This is a genomic window from Achromobacter sp. NCFB-sbj8-Ac1-l (assembly GCF_052695805.1).
The window spans coordinates 2317342-2338746 of sequence record NZ_CP199812.1; the positions used below are offsets into that span (position 1 = coordinate 2317342).

At 65.3% G+C, this 21405-nt stretch carries 20 protein-coding genes; 10 read left to right on the top strand and 10 right to left on the bottom strand.

Annotation, left to right across the window (positions count from 1 at the left end):
- Positions 1-130 precede the first annotated feature (130 nt).
- Positions 131-1000 carry a LysR family transcriptional regulator gene (locus ACUDP5_RS10670; protein ID WP_263911777.1) on the bottom strand — a complete coding sequence of 290 codons (870 nt, stop codon included), beginning with the start codon at positions 998-1000 and terminating at the stop codon, positions 131-133.
- 178 nt (positions 1001-1178) lie between these two features.
- On the opposite strand from ACUDP5_RS10670, the gene ACUDP5_RS10675 reads away from it, so the two are divergent.
- Positions 1179-2318: a multidrug effflux MFS transporter gene (locus ACUDP5_RS10675; protein WP_445658723.1), complete on the top strand. Its 1140-nt coding sequence runs from the start codon at positions 1179-1181 to the stop codon at positions 2316-2318.
- A gap of 541 nt (positions 2319-2859) precedes the next feature.
- Positions 2860-4548, top strand: a complete 1689-nt coding sequence (locus tag ACUDP5_RS10680; RefSeq protein ID WP_445659149.1) for a sensor domain-containing diguanylate cyclase — start codon at positions 2860-2862, stop codon at positions 4546-4548.
- Positions 4549-4582: 34 nt separating this feature from the next.
- On the opposite strand, the gene ACUDP5_RS10685 is transcribed toward ACUDP5_RS10680, so the two are convergent.
- The 5 genes from ACUDP5_RS10685 to ACUDP5_RS10705 all read right to left on the bottom strand — a co-directional run bounded on the left by ACUDP5_RS10685 (position 4583) and on the right by ACUDP5_RS10705 (position 9139).
- On the bottom strand, positions 4583-5509 hold the full coding sequence (locus ACUDP5_RS10685) for an alpha/beta hydrolase (RefSeq protein WP_445658724.1): 927 nt from the start codon (positions 5507-5509) through the stop codon (positions 4583-4585).
- A gap of 342 nt (positions 5510-5851) precedes the next feature.
- A complete protein-coding gene (locus tag ACUDP5_RS10690; protein ID WP_445658725.1) occupies positions 5852-6211 on the bottom strand; it encodes a Rap1a/Tai family immunity protein in 360 nt (119 codons plus the stop codon).
- 78 nt (positions 6212-6289) lie between these two features.
- Positions 6290-6910: a hypothetical protein gene (locus tag ACUDP5_RS10695; protein ID WP_263911786.1), complete on the bottom strand. Its 621-nt coding sequence runs from the start codon at positions 6908-6910 to the stop codon at positions 6290-6292.
- Positions 6911-7070: 160 nt separating this feature from the next.
- Entirely contained in the window at positions 7071-8234 is a 1164-nt protein-coding gene (locus tag ACUDP5_RS10700; RefSeq protein WP_445658726.1) for a hypothetical protein, read from the bottom strand.
- A gap of 353 nt (positions 8235-8587) precedes the next feature.
- Positions 8588-9139, bottom strand: coding sequence for a helix-turn-helix domain-containing protein (locus ACUDP5_RS10705; protein WP_263911789.1), 552 nt, complete (start codon positions 9137-9139; stop codon positions 8588-8590).
- Between the two features lie 72 nt (positions 9140-9211).
- Here ACUDP5_RS10705 and ACUDP5_RS10710 point away from each other — a divergent pair, with 72 nt between their 5' ends.
- From ACUDP5_RS10710 to ACUDP5_RS10745, 8 genes are all read left to right on the top strand, one after another.
- Positions 9212-9733: a GNAT family N-acetyltransferase gene (locus ACUDP5_RS10710; RefSeq protein ID WP_445658727.1), complete on the top strand. Its 522-nt coding sequence runs from the start codon at positions 9212-9214 to the stop codon at positions 9731-9733.
- A gap of 295 nt (positions 9734-10028) precedes the next feature.
- Positions 10029-10694 (top strand): imm11 family protein, encoded by a 666-nt coding sequence (locus tag ACUDP5_RS10715; RefSeq protein ID WP_445658728.1) that lies wholly within the window; start codon positions 10029-10031, stop codon positions 10692-10694.
- Between the two features lie 240 nt (positions 10695-10934).
- Positions 10935-11915 (top strand): Bug family tripartite tricarboxylate transporter substrate binding protein, encoded by a 981-nt coding sequence (locus tag ACUDP5_RS10720; protein WP_445658729.1) that lies wholly within the window; start codon positions 10935-10937, stop codon positions 11913-11915.
- 35 nt (positions 11916-11950) lie between these two features.
- A complete protein-coding gene (locus tag ACUDP5_RS10725; RefSeq protein WP_445659150.1) occupies positions 11951-12907 on the top strand; it encodes a tripartite tricarboxylate transporter substrate binding protein in 957 nt (318 codons plus the stop codon).
- Positions 12908-12929: 22 nt separating this feature from the next.
- Complete coding sequence (locus ACUDP5_RS10730) at positions 12930-13574, top strand: flavin reductase family protein (protein ID WP_445658730.1); 645 nt, start codon at positions 12930-12932, stop codon at positions 13572-13574.
- Positions 13575-13611: 37 nt separating this feature from the next.
- Entirely contained in the window at positions 13612-14226 is a 615-nt protein-coding gene (locus ACUDP5_RS10735; RefSeq protein WP_445658731.1) for a glutathione S-transferase family protein, read from the top strand.
- A gap of 13 nt (positions 14227-14239) precedes the next feature.
- Positions 14240-14854 carry a carboxymuconolactone decarboxylase family protein gene (locus tag ACUDP5_RS10740; protein WP_445658732.1) on the top strand — a complete coding sequence of 205 codons (615 nt, stop codon included), beginning with the start codon at positions 14240-14242 and terminating at the stop codon, positions 14852-14854.
- Entirely contained in the window at positions 14851-15747 is an 897-nt protein-coding gene (locus ACUDP5_RS10745) for an amidohydrolase family protein (protein WP_445658733.1), read from the top strand. The genes ACUDP5_RS10740 and ACUDP5_RS10745 overlap by 4 nt, the downstream gene beginning before the upstream one ends.
- A 13-nt stretch (positions 15748-15760) precedes the next feature.
- On the opposite strand, the gene ACUDP5_RS10750 is transcribed toward ACUDP5_RS10745, so the two are convergent.
- The 4 genes from ACUDP5_RS10750 to ACUDP5_RS10765 all read right to left on the bottom strand — a co-directional run bounded on the left by ACUDP5_RS10750 (position 15761) and on the right by ACUDP5_RS10765 (position 21353).
- Complete coding sequence (locus tag ACUDP5_RS10750; protein ID WP_263911799.1) at positions 15761-16723, bottom strand: LysR family transcriptional regulator; 963 nt, start codon at positions 16721-16723, stop codon at positions 15761-15763.
- A 63-nt stretch (positions 16724-16786) separates the two neighbouring features.
- Positions 16787-17758 (bottom strand): tripartite tricarboxylate transporter substrate binding protein, encoded by a 972-nt coding sequence (locus ACUDP5_RS10755; RefSeq protein ID WP_263911800.1) that lies wholly within the window; start codon positions 17756-17758, stop codon positions 16787-16789.
- A gap of 44 nt (positions 17759-17802) precedes the next feature.
- Entirely contained in the window at positions 17803-20133 is a 2331-nt protein-coding gene (locus tag ACUDP5_RS10760) for an acyl-CoA dehydrogenase (protein ID WP_445658734.1), read from the bottom strand.
- Positions 20130-21353, bottom strand: a complete 1224-nt coding sequence (locus tag ACUDP5_RS10765) for a CaiB/BaiF CoA transferase family protein (RefSeq protein WP_445658735.1) — start codon at positions 21351-21353, stop codon at positions 20130-20132. Before ACUDP5_RS10765 ends, ACUDP5_RS10760 begins: the two co-directional genes overlap by 4 nt.
- Positions 21354-21405: the final 52 nt, after the last annotated feature.

Genomic DNA, 21405 nt, shown 5'->3' on the forward strand with positions numbered 1-21405 from the left:
CTCCTGAAATTAATGTGATTTTGTTGGGAAAGATTACATTGTGTCGGAGTGTGTCGTCAGAAATAAAAAGTCAAGGATGGTCAATTTGCCTGGGGTGTGGCTGGGGAGTCACACCGAGGGGGGCGTCCGCTCAAGCCGCGAACGCCGACGTGATCGCATCCACGACCACACGCACTCTGGCCGTGCGTGCCAAATCCTGGTGCAGCACCAGCCACGCCTCGTAGGGCTTGGCGCGCCGGCGCTCGGGCCATAGCCGTACCAGCGCGGGATCGCGCCGTGCCAGGTACTCGGGTAACTCGCCCAGGGCCAGGCCGGCGCGCACGAAGGTGCTGAGCATCAGGCTCGAATCCAATTCCGCAACCACGCGGCCCTTTGCCCTCGATTCACCCGCCAGCGTGTCGTCCTGCCGGCCGGTCACGCCCTCTTGGTAAAGCGCAATGTCGTGGCCCGCCAGGCCATCGCCGGGCTGCGGTTGTCCGTACTTGGCCAGGTAACCGCGGGTGGCGTACAGCCCGACATCCCAGCAGCCGAGTTGGCGCACGATCAAGTCCGGTTGCTGCGGCCGCAGGGTGCGTACGGCAATGTCGGCTTCCCGTCGAGCCAGGTCGAGCAGCCGTGTCGTGGTGCTCAGGATCACCCGCACCTCGGGATGGCTGGCACGCAGGCGTTCGATGGCTGGAACCACGAAGTCCACCGCCAGCGCGTCGGTGGTGGTCACGCGCACCTGCCCGGCCACGCGCGCATCGGCACCTTCGCCACGACGCTCGAAGGAAACGGCCATGCGTTCCATATCCTCGGCCATGCGCAGCACTTGCTGGCCGGTGTCGGTCAGCACCAGGCCGGCGGTGGTGCGCAGGAACAGCCGGCTGCCCAACGTCCGTTCCAATCCGGTCAGGCGCCGGCTGACGGTGGTCTGGTCGATGGCCAGTTGATCCGCCGCACCGCGCAAGGTGCCGGCGCGCAGAATGGCCAGGAATATCCGTACGTCGTCCCAGTTCATCGTCGTCCCCGCATGCGTATCCTGCAAATTTGCAGCACATCGCTGCCAATTTGTGCATTTTCACATGAAAGGCATCTCCGTAGCATGGCGGCTATTCCTTTGAACCTTGGATGCGCAGCGAGCCCGACTGGCTGCCCGGAACCCCATGCCTCGCCTATCTTTCATACTGACCGTCGCCATGCTGAGCGCCTTGGGGCTGCTTGCTTCGGATGTCTATCTGCCCGCCATGCCGACCATGAGCAAGGAGTTCGGGGTTGCCGACTGGCAAATGCCGCAAACGATCTCGTTCTACCTGTTGGCATTGGCACTTGCCCAGTTGGCTTACGGGCCGCTGTCGGACCGCAATGGCCGCAAGCCCGTCCTGCTGGCCGGCATCGCCTGCTACGTCGTCGGCTCGGCGGGCTGTGCGCTGTCCGCCACCTATGAGGGATTTCTGGCGTGGCGCATGCTTGAAGCGGTCGGCGCCGCCGCGGGCCTTGTGGTTGGCCGTGCGCTGATCGCCGATACCTGCGACAAGCGCACCTCTGCGAAGGTCTATGCGGTGATCTACCCGCTGGTGTCGCTGTCGCCCGCGCTTGCACCCGCCATAGGGGGCCACCTGGCAGCGGCCTTCGGCTGGCGATCCGATTTCCTGTTCGTCGCCGCGTTCGGGATCGTCGCTCTGCTGATGGTGCTGACGCAGCTGCCGGAAACGTTGCCCATCGCCGCCCGTACCCGGACCGCTGCGTTTGCCGGCTTCGGCCACGTGCTGCGCGACCGAACCTTTCGCCGCTACACCTTGGTGGTCTGCGCGATCTACTGCGCGTGGTTTGTCTACTTGACCCAATCGCCATTCCTGTTCGCGCGGCAGGGCCTGAGCGAAGAACAGAGCGGCTGGCTGTACTTGCCGCTGACGGCCGGCATCATCGGCGCCAATTGGGTGACCCGGCGGTTGCTCGAACGCTGGCCGTATGATCGCATCGTCGCTGCCGGCATCGTTTTCTTCGTCGTCGGGGGCGTGGCGTTCATGGCGGTGGCGGCGCTGGGACTGCATGGCGCGGCGGCCGTCGTGTTGCCGATGTGCCTGGTCAGTCTTGCCAACGGTTCGTCGCTGTCGCTGGCCGTGTCCGGGGCGGTCGCCAGCGAGCATGGCTATGCGGCCACCGCGTCGGGGCTGGTCGGGTTCTGCCAGATCGGCAGCGCCGCGCTGGTGGCGATGGGTGTCAGCGCGGCTTTTGGCACAGGGCCTGGCGTGCTTGGTGCGACGGTGCTGGTGCTTGGCCTGGTCGCGCTGTCAACCTGCCTGCCACGGCCCGGATGCCAGCCAAAGGTCGTCTGAGCGCCATCCGGTACGCCGCGGGGCCCTGCGGTCTTGTGCCAGGAACGCATGCAGAACCACGGGATATAGCCGGCGCAGCGCCGAATGCCTCGGAAACAGTGATCCTGATACTAACCAGCATTTCATAGCGGCAATCCCGAAGTTGCGTTAGAAAACTCATACGGTCAGATTCCATGAAACTGGCAATATCTGTAATTTGGCGGAAAGCAGAGCAGAACGGCTGACAAAATGAATGCACGCCTTCTACGTTTCAGAAGCACCCTGATTTGGTGGGGGCTGGCCGAAAATAGTCCATACGGCGTAGATTGAGGTCTATACCCGTATATTGCCGGTATCCCACTGTTAAATATTGTCAACAAAAAAATCGAAGCCAGACGGCTGCGATATTGTGTCGATGCTTGTTCCTGCTCCAGCGCCGATAAATCCGACGCACGATGCGTCGGTGCGCCTATTGCGATATTTTTGAATATCGCCTGGGAGAATGGGCGGGACGGGTCGACGCTCATACTGTAGCCAGGAGTGAGAAGGTCACACATACCGAATCAAGCGCTTTTCGACGATTGGCAAAGCGAGGGAGAACGACGTGTTGCTGCAGCAAGGCGGGCGTGAACAACAGACGTGGCGCACCGTGCGCCGCGTCTCGCTGGGCCTGGCCGTCGTCTGGCTGGCGCTGGTGGCCGGCCTTGGGTGGTGGATTTCGCAGGGGATCGTGTCAGCGCAATTGGCGAGGTCGGCGGCAAGCGCCGAATACGAGGCGAAAACGACTGCGCGCGTCATGGACCGGCTGTTCACCGAGATGGCGAGCGTGGCCAATATGGTGGCGCGGCAGGGCCAGGTGATTGAACTCGCCATGCGTTATCGCACGGATCCCCCAGGCGCCGCCTCGCTGACACGGCAGCAGCGCGCTGCGCAGTTCGCGAGCGACCCGCTGGTGCGCAGGGTCGGTGATTTCATGAACGCGCTGGCCACTGACCTGCGCTACGCCCGCATTTACATGAATAACATGTCGGACGACACCGTGTCGGCCAGCAATTGGGCCGAACCCGACAGCATCGTGGGCATGATCTATTCGGGCCGGCCCTATCTGATTGACGCGTTGCGTACCGGCAATGGCCATTATTTCGGTATCGCGCGTTTGAATAAATCCCCCTCCTATTTCGTGGCCAGTCGTATCGAGGACGCGAACGACGTGCCGTTGGGCTCGGTCACGGTCAAGTTCGACGCGCCAGAGGTCGCGCTGTATTTGACAGGGCGCCATGTCGCGCTGATCGTGAATCGCCAGGGGCGCGTGATCACGGCATCGTCAGAGCCGTTCATGCTGCGCAACGTCGCAGCGCTCCTGGCGCCGGGCACGGTGCTTGCGCCGGATGGCGAAGAAGCGGCAGGCGAGCGCATGGACGTGCGCGCGGCAGGCGACCCGGACCTTGCCGACCAATGGCTTATCGACGGCAGGCCCTATCTGCTGCGGCGCCAGCCCTTGTCGGGGACCCAGTATCAGCTGCTCACGCTGGCCACGCTGGAGCACCTGGCACCCATGCGCAGACAGCACTTTTGGATGACGGGGTTGGTCGCGGTGGTCGGCCTGGTCCTGATCCTGCTGACAGGCCATGTCGCCAGCCAGATCGTCATGCGCCGACAGGATGAACGGTATGCCGCCAACTATGACGCGCTGACCGGCCTGCCGAATCGACGCGCAGTGTTGGCTGAATTGGAGCGGTTGTTCGCGCTGGCAAAGCGGACACAGCAATGGGTTCTGGTAGCGTTTATCGATCTGGACGGGTTCAAGCCCATCAACGACACCTATGGGCATGACGCCGGCGACAGATTCCTGATCGAGGTGGGCCGGCGCATGTCGGCCGGTCTCCGTGCAAGCGACATGCTGGGTCGATGGGGCGGCGACGAGTTCGTTGTGATCGGACTCGTGGATCCGTCCAGGTCCGACAATCCGCAAGGAGTCGTTGACGAAATGCGCAACCGGCTGGCGCAGCCGCTGATCGGTACCTACACCGCCGCCGAGTGCAGTTTCCATTATCGAGGTGCAAGCTTTGGCATCGTCACCGTGGATCCTGCCGTCAGTTCGTTGCAAGCCGCCCTCAAGCAGGCCGATCAGCTTATGTATGCAGACAAGCAGGCACGGCGGGCGCAGCAAGCTGCCAAAGGGGGGCAGGCGGGTGAATCTGCGCGAAGGCCGGGCTCGGACTTGGATGTGGGGTTGCTGAACAAGGTGTGATGTCGGTGGCAAGAACCGGCAGCCCTATGAGGGTTCAGCGCACTGGCAGCAGGTACTTCAATCCCTGCGTGAAGCCCCGGGGTGCGACGGTGAGATGATCTTCGTCGTTCAAGATCGCTGACTTCAGTTTCAAGCTCGAGTAATTTCTGCTCAGCAGCGCCGCTTCCAATGCGCGGTTGTCGGCAACCATGTCCACCGTCTGGTTGTAGCGTCGATCACCTTTGCGCAAAGCCTCATAAGCACCGACATAAAGGTAGACATTCGCCTTCAGGTCCTGATTCTGCTTGGCGTAGGCCGCCTCGAGTTTCAAGGCATATCGCTTGTCGTACCAAAGAGAAGGGCTGCCGAGGATATAGCTGCTGAACAAGCCAGGATCGGTGAAAAGCACCTGAACCCCAAGGAGCGCGCCGTAGGAGTGGCCCAGAAAGATTGCTCTGGCAGGGTCTGCGCGATACCGAGCGGTGATGAAGGGCTTTACTTGATCGCGCAGATACTGCTGATATGCGCGCGCCTGACCGTGTATCGAATTGGGCGATGCCGTACTTGGGCCGTTGGGTGTCGGCGTGTAATCACGCTGGCGGCTGACACCGCCGTCCTCGCCCTTGCCATAAGATAAGCCGACGAGAATGAATTCCTCGATCTGCGGGCCTTCAACATTCAGGCGGCGCCCTAGCTGCCGAACGATCGGGAAGGCGTAGTCGGCGTCCGTCACGTACAGCACGGGGTAGCGCCGCTGCGGCTGTTTGGCATAGGACGGTGGCAGCGCAACGAAGACCTGGTAGCCGCGGTTGGAAACGGGATCAGGCACGTCCCATACTTCGCTGTCGGCGATCTCGTAGGGGTGCCCGTCGCCAGACTGCACCTTTGGCGTCGATGGGGCCTGGGCGTGCGTGGGAGCAATATAGGCGCCGAGGCTGGTCAATAGCGCGATCAATACGGCATGTGCAAGACGTCGATGCATGTGGATTCTTCGTTGATGAGCGCTGCCCTTGGCGCACGGGAATGATTCGGGTCGATGATGCGTGGCGTGCTTGCGCAGCCGCACGGGGCACATACTACTGAATTCGAGATGCCAGCGTGCTCGTATCGGCCTTGGCCGCGGTAGTCGTTCCAGTTAGCATTGGTCGAGGTGATTTTCGTCGACCTTCGGCGACACGTCGAACTACCGCTTCTGGCCGGCAGGGGCTTTTGCGCGCGCCGATGTCAGCAGCCGCTCGGAATCATCGACAGTTACCGTGCGACAGAACGCACGCACCCATTCCGGTCTTAGCGCAGCGGGGGGGCCGTATTGGCGGGGATGACTCTACCGGCAAGCGAAAGACTGATGGAGTGCCTCGCTTACTAGCGGGCCGGCATTTTCCTCAAGACGGCTGGCTTGCAGCGTGGACAAGTAGCTGTACACCCTGTCCTTCAATTCGTGGGGAAGGACGCCGGTGGGGGGGCACCAGACCGTGCCTTGTGTCTGGTCGGCGATACCGACGACGTAGGCCTGCGCATAGGAGGAAGCGAATTGGCGGCGAAGCGATGGTTCGTGAAGCTCCGAGGGCATCCGGCCTTCAAGGGCCGCGGCCAGTTCGGCACCAGTGAAGTGCCAGGTCCTGGTTCCCTGCGCCTGGCAGACCGCGCAAGCGGACAGCATGATGACCTGTGCTAGTAGTCGCATTGGAAATTTTACCTCCTTGACCCGCCTGACGGCCCTGTCGTGTGCATTCTGTCGTCCCTGCTGGGCGCAGGTCTGGTCTCAAAGATGGTCGAGTTGATCGCGGGGGTGGAACTCCGGATCCTCTTTGCCGTCCAGCATCGCGTCCACCATGGCCTCGAAGGCGCCAGCGGCGTGGCCGAGTTTTTCGGATGCCAGGAATACGGAGCAGCCCTTTCCGGCGAATTCAAGCGCAGCCACAGTTTCTCGTTCGTCTTCCTCGCCCCAGAGATAGTCGTGAACCACTGCAAGGCCGCGATCATCCGCCTCGAAAAAATCGGCCGCTCCGCGCGCTACCGTAAAAAAGACGATGAGGTCGTAGAGGTTTTCGGAATAGGTCAGCGAGCCTGCAACGAAGCACGTTCCTGTACGATCGTAGGCCGCAACCTTTATGTTCTCGGCCTCCGCGGATTTCAGGATGGCCCCCAGCGCCGCGCGGTTGTCTGGATGGCGAGCCAGCATGGCGTCGCATTCCGAAATGAGCCTGCCCAGATCCTGATTGCTGGAGGCAGCCAGATCCTTGCCTTCGGAGAGATACCACTGGCCGCCGATGGAACGCCAGTCCGACCATCTTGATGCCGCCGGCGCCGGGGCAGCGAGCCATCTGGCAAGATTCTCGCGGGACATCTGGAGATTGAGAAAGGCAGAATAGGGTTCGGACATGGTAGCCGTCGACTCTCGGGTTCTGATCAACTTTGCTTTTACCAAATAAGGGCTTTCAGGCCAACTCTCGACAAGATTCGTTCAGTTCAGAGGCCGGTAGCGAGCAGCCAGCTGCGACTTTGGAAGGGTCAAGGCAATGACCGTAAAGAAGGTGCAATTGCTAGGGCTGTGTCGTCAGCACGGCCTGCCGCACGATGTCGTAGACCGACAGGCCCGGGAGGCGCGAGAAGAAGGAGCTTCTATCAGCAGAAGGTTTCCATGCCGACCACAGTGTCAGCACGGAAAGCTGGCCGTTCTTCCATGCGACGAAAGCCTCAATGGCGCCGGCATCTCGGCCTTTTTTGTCTTCGACGGAAAAGCGGAAGGTGCGCGCGGCAGCCCCCTGGTCCCTCAATGAGCTGTCTTCTTCGCTCGACAACAGCACCGGTGTTCGCGCGTCCGTTGTCTGCTTGACGAAATAATCCTTCACGATAGCGGCACCGGCTGTTGCGAGGTCGGGTTTGTCCTTCATGTTTTGCACGAAGAGCCAAACCAACCCGACATCCTTTCCGTCCTTACGCCTGACCATGTGCAGCTCGGCAGGAAGCGGGCCGTGAAAATCGTTGATAGGAATGTCCCATCCTCTCGGAATGCGAAGCGTCAGGTCCTTGGCGCCAATACGAAGCGGGATTGCCTGCATTTCCCGTCCGAAGCTCGACTGCCGCCCATCTGCCCATGACAGGCTGTCAATGAACGAAGCGGCGTCTCGGTCGACTTTACGTACCAGATCGTTCGCGGCCTCCATGCTGGCGGCACTGCTCACATCGACGATGAAATAAATGCCCAACGCCTGCTTTTCGCGGGCGAAGCAATAACCGATCGCGGCGCTCTTTGGCTTTCCCCTTTCGGCCTTCTGGGCCAGAAGGCCCGCCTCTGTCAGGTCGTCCGAGGTCGTGGAGACTGAAGGTATAAAACCGATTGCTTCCACTTCGAACGTGCAGATACGCAATGCTGTGGCGGGCGCTTGCAGGTTATAGCCCACAATACTTGTCTCGAGCTTCGGGGCATCTTTCTCCGACTCGATCTTTCCTATGACCTTTACGTTGCCGATGGTGTTTGGCGGCTTCGGTTCCATTGGCACCAACTTGACTGCCGCATCCCGAGGAACGCGGCTTTCAAAATTCAACGCGGGCGCTGAAAAATCGAACTGCTGGGTTACCCAGGGCCCGCCATCGGACGAAGTGTCGTTCCCTGTGGCGAAAGCCGTTCCAATGGTGGGTGGGACCCAAATCGACACCGCCAACGTCGTATTGGCAAGGATAAGATACGCTTTCCTTCTGTTCATCTGTGTCGCTCAGAAAGACCTTCAGGGTTGTGGCGATCCTGTCGCATTTTAATGATGGAGCGGATCTTGGCCATTAGTCAAAGGCATCGTCTGCACGATTCTCCGAGGTAGCCAGAGGCTTTCGAGCGTCGGCAAGAGGTCCACAGGGGCTGATATTGCATCGCGGTCTGTTCTTCATCAACTGAATTGGGACGTTTGAATGCGTGGTTGGAACAACGACTTGCGCAAGCCATTCAAACGCGTACTTTCTGGCGTCCGGGCCAAGCCTGTGAGCAGTCTTCGAGCACGGCCCGCTTCCGAGCCGAAGCGGAGCGTGTATGAGACAGGCGGATACATCGGATTGCCGAAGCGATTCAGGCATGGAGCACGTTGAGCAGGTATCGGCATTGCTCGCATGCGAAATAGCTGACGGCCTTGTCCACGGCAAAGTCCAGTTGATCGCCTGCCACCAGGCGTCGTGTCTCGTCGCCGTAACCCAGTTCGAGCACGCCCTTCAGCAGCCATAGCCGCTGTCGGTACGGTTTCGAATGCCATTGTGGATAGTCGATGCGGGCACCGGCAGGCAGCTCGATTTCTATGAGCTCGGTGCCGGTTTTTTCATCCAGTTCTGCGACTTGCCGCCGGACGTATCCGGTGGCTGGGTCACGCCAGGTCGTTTGATCCGCCTTGTGACGGAGCAGGAATGGGTTGGGGGAGGGTGCCGGGGCCAGCAGCTCTGTCAGCGCGACCCCCAGGCCCGATGCAAGGCGACCGAGCACGGCCGCTGTCGGGCTGCTGTCCCGTCTCTCTATCTTCGAGATCATTGCCTTGCTGACGCCGGAGCGCTCGGCCAACTGGCTAAGACTCAGCCGCTGGGCAGTCCTCAATTCAGAGATGCGTTGTGCAATGACGTCGTCAACAGCCATCGGGTTTCCTTTTTCAAAGATGTCTCATATAGTAGACGAATCGTACTCTAATGTGAAACCCGAGGCCCCCTTATGCGTACCGTCCATTGCACCGAAGAACGCCATGCGGCAGCCATGCTGGCTATCTTTAACCACGCGATCCTGAATTCCACGGCGCTATACGACTACAAGCCCCGCCCGCCCGAGGCCATGTCCGGTTGGTTCGAGACGAAACGCAAGCATGCCTTCCCGGTCCTGGGATTGGAGGACGAATCCGGGAAACTGCTGGGCTTTGCATCCTATGGGACGTTCCGTGCTTGGCCTGCCTACAAGTACAGCGTTGAACACTCGATCTATATCCACGATGCATGCCGCGGCCAGGGGCTAGGCCGTCGCTTGCTGACCGAGCTGATTGAAGAGGCTCGGGCAAGGGATGTCCACACCATGGTGGGCGGGATCGACACCACCAATCGGGCAAGTATCGCCCTGCACGAGCGCTTGGGCTTTCAGCCGGGCGGGGTCATCAGAGAGGTCGCCTACAAGTTCGGAAACTGGCTCGACCTGGCGTTCTATCAGAAGGTGTTGAGCACACCGGCCCATCCGAACGAAGAATGACGACGACCGATGCCCGCTGCTGGCCGGGAGTGGACGTCGGCGACGGGCCGCGTCCGACGCAGTGCGGTCTTCCTGCCAGTGATTCCGGCCCAGAATTGCAACTCCGGTTAAAGCCGACCGTACTCGTATTGGTTTAAATCAGCGATCTGTGTCAAATTTCTGCTGCCGAAAGGGATCCCTCGAAAATTGCTTGGCAGCCACGAAGTTCTGCCGCAGGCTATGTATATCCAGCTCGCTCCGAGCAAAAAAGGATTCATCAAGATTGGCTTTAGCGAAGTCGACCCCTTTACCCGCCATGACCGAAGCCACCGTGACCGAACCGCCCGCCACTGAAATTTCAGCCGAAGCCGCCTCTCATAAGGGCGAGTTTTTCCTGATCGACGCCAGCTTCCCGGGCAACGGCGGGGTTCCCGGCATAGCAATCGCCAACGAAGCGAAGCTGATCCATCCGGGAATGCACGTCGTCTCGCGTCCTGACGGAACGCCTAATCAGTATCCGGAGCGTCCTCACCTGGTCCATGTACCGGAGAAGGGCGCAATGCCACGCGATCTGGAAGAGCTTGCCGGCATATGGGTTGTGTCCGAGCCTTTGAAGCAGCTGCTTGAACAAATGGACGCCGAGGCGTTTGCATTTGTGGCCTGCGACTTCAGCCTGGCTGACGGCAGCCCCGGTCCTCGGTACTACCTGGGCAATGTGCTGCGCAGAATTGATGCCCTGGATGAAGCCTCTTCTCGCGTGAGGATCAAGCTCGACCACAATGATCAGACCGGCGAGGACGAGAAGCTTTATAGCCTCGTCGGCGGGGCCAGTTTGGTGTTCAGAAAGGATGTTATCGGAGATGCCCATATTTTCCGCCAGGATCGCATGGGCGCGCCTCCCATCTGCGACCGCGCGATGTTTGACGCATTGCGTGCGGCCAATTTCTCCGGCGTACGGCTGCGCGATGTCGCCGATCTCTGAGAAAGGCGCCTTCAAACGGATTCTTGAATGAGGTTGTGCGCCGGCATTCAGGCGCGACGCCAATATTCGGCGATGACGCCCAACGTTGGATGCACCGCGGCCTCCCCAGTCCCGCCGTAGTCGCGCTGCCGCCCCATTCCCCGATGTCGAGCAAAGCAGATATGCGGTCCTGCGCATAGCGCCGTCTCTGCGCCGCGCCTACCATGCTGAAAACACAAGAACCCCCAGGGTGGAGACAGCATGAGAATGGCAAGTGCGCTGACCGCGGTCAGCCTGTGGCTCGGTGCGGGCCTGATATCGGCGGCGGTGGCGGCCGGGGCGTATCCCGACCGGCCGGTCAAACTGATCGTGCCGTTTCCGGCCGGCGGGGCCACCGACCTGATGGCGCGCTCGCTGGCGCAGGGGCTGGGCGAAAAGCTGGGCCAAACCGTCGTGGTGGAAAATCGTGGGGGGGCCGGCGGCGCCATCGGCGCCGAGGCCGTGGCCGGCGCCGCGCCCGACGGCTACACGCTGCTGTACTCGACCATGGGCGTGCTGACCATCAATCCGTCGTTGTATCCCAAGCTGCGCTATGACCCGCAGCGCAGCTTCGCGCCGGTGTCGCTGACCAACCTGACCTCCAACCTGCTGGTGGTCAACCCCGCGCTGAAGGTCGATTCGGTGGCTGCGCTGGCCGAGCTGGCACGCCAGCGGCCGGGCGAGCTGACCTTCAGTTCGTCGGGCAACGGCACCACCAGCCACCTGGCGGGCGAGATGTTCAAGACGGCGGCGCATGCCGACATCCGCCACATTCCCTACAAGGGCACCTCGGGCGCCATCAATGACTTCCTGGCCGGCCGCATCTCGATGATGATCGACACCTCGTCCAACTTCATCGAGCAGGTCAAGCAGGGCAAGGTGCGGGCGCTGGCCGTGACCAGCCGCCAGCGGCTGGCGGCGCTGCCCGACGTGCCGTCGATGTCGGAGACGCCGGGGTTCGAGGACTACGAGGTGAGCCTGTGGTCGGGCGTGCTGGCGCCGGCGGGCACGCCGCGCCCGGTCATCGATCGCCTGAATGCCGACATCCAGGCGGTGATGACGTCGCCGCAGATGGTCGAGCGCATGGCCGGCTATGGCATCCAGACCACGCACAGCACGCCCGAGGCCTTCGCCGAACGCATCCGCGTCGATACGGCGAAATGGGCGCGCATCATCGAACAGTCCGGCGCGCGCGCCGATTGAGGCCCCGGCCCCACTAGGGAACTCCCATGCGCACGATGCTTCGATCCCTGCTGGCGACGGTTGCGCTGTCCGTCGCTGCCGCCTCTGCCGTGGCAGCCTATCCCGACCGGCCCGTCATCCTGGTCAATCCCTATGCCGCGGGCGGCCCCGCCGACGTGGTGGCGCGCAGCCTGGCGCGGGCGCTGGAAAAGCGCCTGGGCCAGCCGGTGGTGGTGGAGAACAAGCCTGGCGGCGGTGCGTCCATCGGCACCGGCTTCGTGGCGCGCGCCAAGCCGGATGGCTACACGCTGCTGCTGGGCACCTCGGCCGGCCATGTGGTCACGCCGCTGATGCAGAAGACCGTGTACGACGGCGTCAAGGGCTTCGCCTTCTGCTCGGTGGTGGCGGTGCAGCCCATCATGCTGGTGGTCAATCCGTCGCGCGGCATCCGCTCGGTGCCGGCGCTGATCGCCCGCGCCAGGGCCGAACCGGGCAAGTGGAGCTACGGCTCGGCCGGCGTGGGCGGCGCGACGCACCTGGGCGCCGAACTGTTTCAGCAGGTCGCGGGTGTGCAGTTGAATCACATTCCCTATGCCGGCGCGTCGCCTGCCATCAACGACGTGGTGGGCGGCCAGACGGATCTGGCCATGCTGAACCTGTCGGCCAGCCTGCCGTTCATCCGCCAGGGGCGCCTGGTGGCGCTGGCCTACGCGTCGGACAAGCGCTCGCCCTTGCTGCCGGACGTGCCGACGCTGGCCGAGGCGGGCGTGGCGGGCGCGGACGCGGCCACCTGGTACAGCCTGGCGGCGCCCGCCGGCACGCCCGCCGACATCGTGCGCACGCTGAGCGAGACCGTCCGCGCCGTGAACGACGATCCCGACTACCGCCGCGTGATGCAGGATCAGGCGATAGCGTTGATGGCGTTGTCGCCGCAGGAGGCGGACGCCTACGTCGCCAAGGACCAGGCCGCCATGCGCCGACTGCTGGGCGCGCTGGGGCTGCTAGCCAAATGAGGACGAGAGGGACGCCACATCCATGAATTTCGATTTCAGCCAACTGAGCGCTGCCAATGCCTTCAAGCTGCTGTCCAGCGTGGTGGTGCCGCGGCCCATCGCCTGGGTGGTGAGCCAGTCGGCGCAGGGGCAACGCAACGCCGCGCCGTTCTCGTTCTTCAACGTGGTCAGCAGCGATCCGCCGATCGTGGCGCTGGGCATCGGCCCGCGCGGCGGGCAGCTCAAAGACACGTCGCGCAATATTCTTGAGACCGGCGAGTTCGTCATCAACCTGGTGTCGGCCGAGCTGGCCGCGCAGATGAACCACACCAGCCTGGACTACGTGGCCGGGGTGGATGAGCTGACGCGCGCCGGGCTGGCGACCGAACCGTCGCTGGTGGTCGCGCCGCCGCGCATCGCGCTCAGCCCGGCAGCGCTGGAATGCCGGGTGTGGCAGGTGCTCGATGCCGCGCCGCAACGGGTCATCGTGCTGGCGCGGGTGGTGGCGCTGTACCTGCGCGACGACGCGTTGCTGGATGCGCAGCGCTTCCATGTGGACACGCCCGCGCTGCGCCTGCTGGGCCGCATGCACGGCGCCGGCTGGTATGCGCACACCAGCGACCTGTTCCAGATGCGCGCGCCGGACGCCGCCAACGATCCGGCGCTGCGGCCGGCCCAGGGCCATTGAAGCGCGTGACGATTTCGAATCCACAGGGAGCCTTTTGATGAAACTGCATTGGTCGCCGCGCTCGCCCTTCGTGCGCAAGGTGATGATCGTCCTGTACGAAGCCGGCATCGCCGACCGCGTGACGCGGGTGCGCACGCCGGTGGCGATGGACAAGCCCAACCTGGACCTGGTGGCGGACAACCCGTTGATCAAGCTGCCCACGCTGGTGCTGGACGATGGCACGCCGGTGTACGACTCGCGCGTCATCTGCGCCTATCTGGACGGCCTGGCCGGCGCCGGCCTGCTGCCGGCGGACCCGGCCGCGCGCCTGCTGGCCGAACGCCGCCAGGCGCTGGGCGACGGTTTCCTGGACGCGCTGCTGCTATATCGGCAGGAGCGCAACAAACCGGTCGACAAGCAGACCCAAGCCTGGCTCGATGCCTTCGCGCTGAAGACCCGCGCCGTGCTGGCCGTGCTGGAAGCCGAGGCACCGGCGCTGCGGGCCAGCCGCTTCGACCTGGGTTTGATCGCCATCGGTTGCGCGCTGTCGTATCTGGACTATCGTTTCCCGGACCTGGCCTGGCGCGACGGCCATCCGGCGCTGGCCGCCTGGCACCAGGACTTCAGTGCGCGGCCCTCGGTGCAGCGCAGCCAGCCCGACGACACCCCTTGATCGAAGGACGATGATGAGCCGCATTCCCCTGCCCACGCCCGACAGCATGAGCGACGACCAGAAGCGCGTGTACGAACGCATCGTCTCCGGCCCGCGCGGCCGGCTGGTCGGCCCCTTGCGCGCGGCGCTGCACAATCCCGAGCTGGCCGAGCGCTGGCAGGCGCTGGGCGCCTTGCTGCGCTTTGGCACCAGCCTGCCGCCGCGCGTCAGCGAACTGGCCATCGTGGTCACCGCGCGGCGCTGGAACAGCCAGATCGAATGGCACATCCACGCCCAGGCCGCCCGCGCCGCCGGCATTTCGGAGGCGGTGCTGGACGCCATCCAGGCCCGCCGCGAACCTGCCTTCGACAACCACGAAGACGAGATCGTCTACGCCTACGCCTGCCAGTTGCAGGAGACCGGCCAGGTCGAGCCGACGCTCTATGCCGAGGCGGTGCGGCGCTGGGCCGCCGTGGGCGTGGTCGAGCTCACCGCCGTCATCGGCTACTACACCATGGTATCGATGACGCTGAACGCGCATGAGATCCCGATGCCGGACGACGCGCCCGCGCCGCTGGACGTGCCCGAGCAGGATGGCCGGCCGGCGCTGAGTCGGCTGGCGCCGCTGGCCTGGCAGGGCAAGGCATGACCGCCGCCAGCGCCTACGTGCCCGACAGCGTCGAGACGCCGCGCATGCCGGCGGCCCCCGCCCAGCCGCTGCCGCCGCAGGCCTGCGACACGCACTGCCACGTGTTCGGCCCCTACGACCGCTTTCCGCTCTGGCATCCGTCGTCCTATGCCGCGCCCGACGCGCCGGCGCAGCGCTACCTGCGCATGTTGGACATCCTGGGCGCCGCACGCGGCGTGCTGGTGCAGCCCGCGCCCTACGGCACGCATCCCGACGCCTTGCTGGACGCCCTGGCGCAGGGCGGTGACCGCCTGCGCGGCATCGCGGTGGCCGACCCGTCGGTCAGCGACGCGCAACTGCAGGCCCTGTATGACGGCGGCGTGCGTGGACTGCGCTTTGTCGAGGCGCGCGACCCGGCCGGGAACCTGTTTCCGGGCAGCGTCGGCTTCGACCAGGTCGCTGCGCTGGCCCCGCGCATGAAGCAATTCGGCCTGCACGCGCAGCTGTGGGCCCCGTGCGACACCTATCTGCGGCACCTGCCGGCGCTGGCGAGGCTGAACCTGCCGCTGGTGATCGACCACCTGGGCAGCCTGGTGCCCGCGCGTGGCGAGCAGGATCCTGCGTTCCAGCTGCTGCGCAGCCTGTTGGCCGATGGCCGCCTGTGGATGAAGCTGACGCTGTGCCGCGTGGGCAGCGCGCCGGACTACGAGAACGCGCGTTTCATCCACGACGCCTTCGTCGCCGCCAACCCCGACCAGGTGCTGTGGGGCTCGGACTGGCCGTTCGTGCGCATGGGTGAGTCGGCGCCCTCGGCCGACGCCCTGGTGGCCGTGGCGCAGCGCTGGCTGGGCGATGACGCCTTGCGCCGCAAGGTGTGGGTCGACAACCCGGCGCGGCTGTACGGCTTTGCCTGAAGCGCCGGCCCGGTCAGGGGCTGGCGTGCCACACGCCTTCGCCGCCGATCTCGCGCACCAGGCTCTGGATCTGCGCCGCCACCTCGGTGACGGTGCGGCCCGGCCCCTTGGCGCGGGCGAACGCCATCGAGATGATGCGGCCCATGGCCGGATCGCGCAGCGCGGCAATGCCCAGGCGGCCTTCCTGCACCTCCTGCCAGACCGCGTGCAGCGGTAGCACCGTGTACATATGCTCGTGCTCGACGATGGACTTCATCAGCGGCAGCGAATCGGCCTCGATGAGCGGTGCGATGGTGATCTTGCGCGCCCGCGCCAGTCCATCCAGCGCATTGCGCAGGCCGTTGGGCGCGCCGGGCAGGATGAAGGGCAGGCCGTCCAGCTGTTCGAACGCGACTTCGCCGCCGCGCGTCAGGGGATCGCCCGCCGCGCCCACCAGATACGAATCGACCGAGGCCAGCGCTTGCTCGCCCGGCGGGCATTTGTCGCCATAGCGGTACAGGATGGCGATGTCGACGCGGCTGTCGGTCAGCCATTCTTCGATCTGGCCGCTGGAGCCTTCCAGGATCTTCAGGTGTACCTTGGGAAACTGCTTGCGCAGCCGCGAGAACAGCCGCCGGATCAGCGGATGCGCGGTGGACGGCAGCAGCCCCAACGTGACTTCGCCGGCCGGTTCGCGCGCCTCGCCGTTCAGTTCCAGTTCCAGCCGCTCGGCGTCGCCAAGCAGCGTGCGTACCAGCGGAAACAGGCGTTCGCCCACCTCTGACAGATGCACGCCGCGGCCGGTGCGATTGAACAGCCGCGCATTGCACTCGCGTTCCAGCGCGTTGATGCGGCGGCTCAGTACCGACTGGTCCTGGTCCAGGTACAGGGCGGCGCGCGAGATGCTGCCCAGTTCCGCGATGGCCAGGAAGGCCCGCCACTTGTGCAGGTCGGCGGTGACGTCCAGGCTCAGGCCCGTGGCTTTGGCAGGCGGCATGATGGATAAGGCGGCAACGAAAGAGACGGCATAAGGGTACGGCAAAAGCGGGCCGGCATGGGACTATTCCAGCCCCAGCTTGCCGCGCCGGATCACCTCGCCCCATTTCTTCGATTCGGCCTGCATCAGCGCCTGGTAGGCCTCGGGCGTGGTGGCCGTGGGAATGGCCCCTTGGTCGATCATTTTCTGCCGCAGGGCCGGCTCGGCCAGCGTCTGGGCGATGGCTTGCGACATCTTCTGCACGATCTCGGGCGGCGTGCCGGTCGGGGCGATGATGCCGTAGTTCGATTCCACGATCACATCGGGAAAACCCGCCTCCTTGGTGGTCGGCACATCGGGCAGGCCCTCGAAGCGCGTCGGGCTGGCCACCGCCAGCGTGCGCAGCTTGCCGGCCTTGATGAAGCCCAGCACCGCCGAGGCGTCGCCCGGGAACATCTGCACCTCGTTGGACAGCAGCGCCGTGACCGCGGGCGAGGCGCCCTTGTACGGCACGTGCATGATGTCGATGCCGGTCTGCTGCTTGAGCAGTTCGCCGCCCAGGTGCGGGGTGGTGACGTTGCCGGCCGAGCCATAGTTGTACTTGCCGGGCTGGCGCCGGGCGCTGGCGACGAAGTCGGCCAGCGTGGCGTCGGGCAGGGACGGGTTGACCACGATCACCAGGGGAATGCGCGCCACCAGCGACACGTACTGGATCCTGGACACGTCGTAGGGCACCTTCATCACGTGCGGCAGGCCGGTGATGGCGCCCGGCACGCCGAAGCCGAAGGTATTGCCGTCGGGCGTGGCGCGCACCGTGGCGTCCACGCCAATGGTGCCGCTGGCGCCGGCCTTGTTCTCGATCACGATGGTCTGGCCCAGCCGCTGGCCCAGCGCCGGCGCCAGCAGCCGCGCCAGGTTGTCGACCGAACCGCCGGGCGGGTAGGGCACGATCAGCCGGATCGGCTGGCTCGGCCAGGGCGCGGCGGCGTGGCCCGGGGCGGCAAAGGTGGCGCCCAGCAGCAGGGTGGCCACCGTCAGTGCGGTTGCTTGCTTCATCTGTCTCTCTCCTGTGGCGCCGGCTCAAGGCCGGCGCGTCGTTGTCATGCGCCTTCCAGGCCGAGCTGTCTGGCGTAGATATTGCGCTGGATCTCGTTGGTGCCGCTGAAAATGGTCGCCGCCAGCGCGTTGACGTACGGCGCCAGCGCGTGCACCTGGCCGTTGCCATAGCCCAGCCGCATCGCCGCGCCGCCGTATTCCTCGGCGATCTGGATCAGCAGGGCACCCAGTCGTTCGTGCGTCTCGGTGGCCCAGACCTTCAGCAGCGACAGTTCGGGCGGCAGCGGTCGGCCGGCCTTGGCCAGCTCGGCGAAGACGCTGTACATGGCGGTCAGGTCGGCCGCGTCCAGCCGCAACTCGGCCAGCCGGTCGGCGAACGCCGGGTCGGCCAGCAGCCCGCGCTGGCGCGCGATGCCGTAGATCTGCTGCAAGGCATGGTTGGCGTGCTTGGGGCTGCCGCTGAACAGGCGCTCGAAGCCCAGCAGCGCCTTGGCGATGCCCCAGCCGGCATTCAGCTCGCCGACGACGTTGGCGCGCGGTACGCGCACCTGGTCGAAGAACACCTCGCAGAATTCCTCGTGCCCCGACAGCGTGCGGATGGGGCGGCGGCTCACGCCCGGGCTGGCCAGGTCGACCAGCAGGAAGCTGATGCCGGCCTGCTTCTTGACCGTCTTGTCGGTGCGCACCAGCATGAACATGTGGGTCGCGTCCTGGGCCAGCGTCGACCAGGTCTTCTGGCCGCTCACCACCAGCTCGTCGCCGTCCACCAGCGCCTCGCAGCGCAGCGAGGCCAGGTCCGAACCGGCGTTCGGCTCCGAATAGCCCTGCGCCCATACCGCTACGCCCGACAGGATGCCCGGCAGGAAGCGGGCGCGTTGTTCCTCGGTGCCGTGGCGGATCAGGATCGGTCCCAGCATCACCAGCCCCTGGTCCGGCGCGCGCGCCACGCCGTGGCGTTCGGCCTCTTCGATGAAGGCGATCTGGCGCGCGGGCGACAGCGCCATGCCGCCATGCTCGCGCGGCCATGACGGCGCGATCCAGCCCTGGCGCGACAGCGTGAAATACCAGTCCCTGATCTCGTCCCAGTGCAGCCGCCACGGCACGTGGCGCAGGTGCTCGGGATAATGGGCGCGGAAAAAGCCGCGCACCAGCCGGCGGAAATCGGCTTCCGGCATGCCGTTCCAGTCGGCCTCGCGCGGGAAGTCGATGGGGGGCTCGGCGGCGTCGTCCGCGGCGTCTTGCGCAGGCAACGCCGCCAGCGCGCCGTAGCGCTGGCGATGGGCGGTCGCATTGCCCAGCCACGCCGCCAGGTGCAGCGCGCTGCGCAAGTACAGGCTGACGTCGCATTCGTCGGTGTAGCCGATGGCGCCATGCAGCTGGATCGCCAGCCGCGCGGCCTCCAGGCCGGCGCGCGCCGCTCGGGCCTTGGCGCGGCTGGCCACGCTCTTGCGCAGGGTGGCGTCGTCCGGCTGCGCGGCCAGGGTATCGAGCGCGTCCAGCAGGCTGTTGGCCGCCAGCTCGACCTGCATGGCGGCGTCCACCAGCCGGTGCTGCAAGGCCTGGAACGACGCCAGCGGCCTGCCGAACTGCTGGCGCGTGTTCAGGTAGGCCACCGAGTCGGCCAGCACCTGCCGCGCCACGCCCACCAGTTCCGCCGACTGCATCAGGCGGCCCAGGTCCAGCGCTTCGTCCACCGCGTCCAGCACGGCGTCGATCGCCAGCAGCGCGTCCGCCGGCACCACGGCCGACTCGATCGCCAGGTGGCAGGCGACGGTGCCGTCGGCGCGCTCGTGGACCTGCGCGGACACGCCCGGCGTGCCGGCCGCGACGTAGAAGAGGGCGCTGCCGCGCTCGCCATCGGCCGTGACCAGCCAGCCGTCGACGCCGGCCCCGGGGACCACGTGGCGCTTCTCGCCATTGAGCACATAGGCGCCCTCGCGTTCGATGACGCTGACGCCGAAGGCCGTGGCGGCCTCGCCGGCCTCCAGCTGGCCCTCGGTCTCTTGCCAGGCCAGCCCGATCAGCATTGCGCCGCCGCACACCGCTTGCAGCAGCGCGTCGCGTCGCGCCGCGTCGACCGGCGCGAGCCGCGCCAGCAGCGCCGCCGGCAGCACGCCCGCGGCCACCAGCGGTTCGGGCAGTTGTGCGCGGCCCGCTTCCTCCAGTACCGCCGCCATGGCCCGCCAGGGCAGCCCAAGGCCGCCTTGCGCTTCGGGCACGCTCATGCCGATCCAGCCGACCTCGGCGATCTCGCGCCAATAGTCGCGGTCTGGCGCGGTCGCGCTGCGCTTGCGCTGGCGCTGGTCGCGCCGCTGCAGGAAGTCGCGCGCGCTGTCGCGGATCTCTTCGATCAGGTCAGGGTCGATGCCGTTCATACGATGCCCTCCGCCCGCAGGCGGGCTATCTCGTCATCGGCCAGCCCCAGTTCGGCGCGCAGGATCTCGGCCGTGTGCTCGCCCAGCAGGGGCGGCGGCAAGCCGCCCGTGATCGGCGTGCCGGAAAAATGGATCGGATTGCGGATGACCGGCAGGGTGCCCAGTTGCGGATGCTCGACGCTGCCCAGCACTTCGCGGTGGCGCACCTGCGGGTCTTCGAACACCTGGTCCATGGTGTAGATCGGCCCGCAGGGCACGTTGGCCGCCGCCAGCGCCTGGTTCCAGTCCTGCACGGTGCGGGCGCGCATGGCCGGCTCGATCAGTCGCGACAGTTCCGGCTGCGCGGCGGCCCGTTTGGGGTTGGTGTCGAAGCGCGCATCGCATGCCAGGTCAGGCAGCCCGATCGCCTGGCAGAAGCCGCGGAACTGCGAGTCGTTGCCCACCGCCACCATCAGGTGCCCGTCCTGGCATTCGAACGCCCGGAACGGCGCGGTGATCTGCGAGGCCGAGCCCATGCGCGCCGGCAACTGGCCGCTGGCCAGGTAGTTCATGCCGATGTGCGACAACGCCGCGATCTGCGCATCCAGCAGCGCCAGGTCGATGTGCTGGCCGGCGCCCGACACCTGGTCGCGGTGCCGCAGCGCCGCCAGGATGGCGCACACCGCATAGAACCCCGCCGTCAGGTCCGACACCGAATAGCCCGCCTTGACCGGCCCCGCGCCCGGCTCGCCGTCGGGCACGCCGGTCACGCTCATCAGTCCGCTCATGGACTGGAAGATCGGGTCATAGCCCGGCAGGTGGCTGTACGGCCCGCTCTGGCCGAAGCCGGTGATCGAGCAATACACCAGTCGCGGATTGACGGCCGCCAGCGCCGCGTAGTCCAGTCCGTAGCGGCGCAGGTCTCCGGCCTTGAAGTTCTCGATGACGATGTCCGCCTGTTGTGCCAGCCGCCGCACCAGCGCCTGCCCCTCGGGTCGGGAGATGTCGAGGGTCAGCGACTTCTTGCCGCGGTTCATGGCCACGAACGACGAGGTCTGCGGGCTGGGCGCGCCGTCGCGGCCGGGCAGCGGGTAGCCCTGGTGGCGCACGTCGTCGCCGCGCCCGGGGCGCTCGACCTTGATCACCTCGGCGCCGAAGTCGGCCAGCATCTGCGCCGCCCACGGCCCCGAGAACACCCGGCTCAGGTCCAGCACCTTCACGCCGTCCAATGCGCTCGTCATGTCGTCTCCTAGTGTCTTTTTTTTCTTGCGAAGTGCGGGCAGCGCCCGGCCT

Coding starts and splice junctions, on each gene's coding strand:
- ACUDP5_RS10670 (WP_263911777.1), bottom strand. CDS start 1,000: ATGAACTGGGACGACGTACGGATATTCCTGGCCATTCTGCGCGCCGGC.
- ACUDP5_RS10675 (WP_445658723.1), top strand. CDS start 1,179: ATGCTGAGCGCCTTGGGGCTGCTTGCTTCGGATGTCTATCTGCCCGCC.
- ACUDP5_RS10685 (WP_445658724.1), bottom strand. CDS start 5,509: ATGCATCGACGTCTTGCACATGCCGTATTGATCGCGCTATTGACCAGC.
- ACUDP5_RS10690 (WP_445658725.1), bottom strand. CDS start 6,211: ATGCGACTACTAGCACAGGTCATCATGCTGTCCGCTTGCGCGGTCTGC.
- ACUDP5_RS10695 (WP_263911786.1), bottom strand. CDS start 6,910: ATGTCCGAACCCTATTCTGCCTTTCTCAATCTCCAGATGTCCCGCGAG.
- ACUDP5_RS10700 (WP_445658726.1), bottom strand. CDS start 8,234: ATGAACAGAAGGAAAGCGTATCTTATCCTTGCCAATACGACGTTGGCG.
- ACUDP5_RS10705 (WP_263911789.1), bottom strand. CDS start 9,139: ATGGCTGTTGACGACGTCATTGCACAACGCATCTCTGAATTGAGGACT.
- ACUDP5_RS10710 (WP_445658727.1), top strand. CDS start 9,212: ATGCGTACCGTCCATTGCACCGAAGAACGCCATGCGGCAGCCATGCTG.
- ACUDP5_RS10715 (WP_445658728.1), top strand. CDS start 10,029: ATGACCGAAGCCACCGTGACCGAACCGCCCGCCACTGAAATTTCAGCC.
- ACUDP5_RS10720 (WP_445658729.1), top strand. CDS start 10,935: ATGAGAATGGCAAGTGCGCTGACCGCGGTCAGCCTGTGGCTCGGTGCG.
- ACUDP5_RS10725 (WP_445659150.1), top strand. CDS start 11,951: ATGCTTCGATCCCTGCTGGCGACGGTTGCGCTGTCCGTCGCTGCCGCC.
- ACUDP5_RS10730 (WP_445658730.1), top strand. CDS start 12,930: ATGAATTTCGATTTCAGCCAACTGAGCGCTGCCAATGCCTTCAAGCTG.
- ACUDP5_RS10735 (WP_445658731.1), top strand. CDS start 13,612: ATGAAACTGCATTGGTCGCCGCGCTCGCCCTTCGTGCGCAAGGTGATG.
- ACUDP5_RS10740 (WP_445658732.1), top strand. CDS start 14,240: ATGAGCCGCATTCCCCTGCCCACGCCCGACAGCATGAGCGACGACCAG.
- ACUDP5_RS10745 (WP_445658733.1), top strand. CDS start 14,851: ATGACCGCCGCCAGCGCCTACGTGCCCGACAGCGTCGAGACGCCGCGC.
- ACUDP5_RS10750 (WP_263911799.1), bottom strand. CDS start 16,723: ATGCCGCCTGCCAAAGCCACGGGCCTGAGCCTGGACGTCACCGCCGAC.
- ACUDP5_RS10755 (WP_263911800.1), bottom strand. CDS start 17,758: ATGAAGCAAGCAACCGCACTGACGGTGGCCACCCTGCTGCTGGGCGCC.
- ACUDP5_RS10760 (WP_445658734.1), bottom strand. CDS start 20,133: ATGAACGGCATCGACCCTGACCTGATCGAAGAGATCCGCGACAGCGCG.
- ACUDP5_RS10765 (WP_445658735.1), bottom strand. CDS start 21,353: ATGACGAGCGCATTGGACGGCGTGAAGGTGCTGGACCTGAGCCGGGTG.